The organism is Streptomyces coryli (assembly GCF_011044975.1).
Lineage (GTDB): Bacteria > Actinomycetota > Actinomycetes > Streptomycetales > Streptomycetaceae > Streptomyces > Streptomyces coryli.
In genome coordinates this window covers 1-894 of sequence record NZ_JAAKZV010000566.1, presented here as the reverse complement: position 1 = coordinate 894, position 894 = coordinate 1, and the positions used below count along the sequence as shown (strand labels likewise).

1 protein-coding gene is annotated in these 894 nt (G+C 73.2%); it reads right to left on the bottom strand.

Going from position 1 to position 894, the window contains the following annotated elements:
- On the bottom strand, positions 1-888 hold an 888-nt coding region (locus G5C51_RS42215), incomplete at its 3' end, for a transcriptional regulator (RefSeq protein WP_240930303.1).
- Positions 889-894: the final 6 nt, after the last annotated feature.

The following is an 894-nucleotide window of genomic DNA, read 5'->3' as shown; positions in this document are numbered from 1 at the left end:
CAGCAGCACCCTCAGGTGTCGCCCCACCGACCCCAACCCCTGCCCCGTCAGTGCCACCAGCTGTGTCGTGCTCAGTGGCGTGGCCAGTCGTACGAGGACGCCCGCCCGCGCCTCGCCCAGCAGGCGTCCCAGCGCCTCCGGTACCGGGTCCGGGGCCGCGGCCAAGGCGCCCGCGCAGGGGTAGACGATCGCGTATTCGCCCTCGTGAGCTCGCCACGACACCCAGCCCGTCGCCGGGGTTACCGGCACGAAGTACAGCTGTGCCCCCGACAGATCGCGGGGCGGGTAGTCGTGGGCGTTGATCTGCAGGCGGCTGTCGCCGAGCCAGCGCATGCCTGGGCGGAGGGTGTCCAGTGCCGCTGCCCAGCCGCCTTCGGTCAACTGCCGCGTTCGCGCGACCACATCGGCCTCCAGGACGCGGCGGCGGCGCGGCCAGTACGGGCGCACCGTCTCCTCCCACACCCACTCGAGCAGGTCCGCCATCCGTATCGCCAGGTCGGTGCGGTCGTCCAGCGTCGCCGGCAGCGGGGCCCGCAGCGAGATCATCAGGTTCGCCCGGGCCCGCTCCGGCGATGTCGCCCGGATCTCCGCCAGCCCCGCCTCCAGGTCGTCCGATGCGGCACTGCCCGGCGAGGGCGTCGGCGTTACGAAGTCCGCGACCCAGTGGTGCCGTTCGCCCAGTGCCGCCGGCACCAGTCGCGCCGTCACCGGGTCGGCGGCCAGCCTCGCCCGGTAGGCGGGGCCGTGCGCGTCCAGCCACGCTCGCGCGCCGGGGTGTTCCGCCGTGGAGTTCTGCAGCGCGAAGAGGCTCGCGTTCACCTCCGCCATCTGTGAGATCACGAAGCGGCTGCCCGCCAGCGTGTCCGCGCTGAACTGCCACCACCCCATACCGAT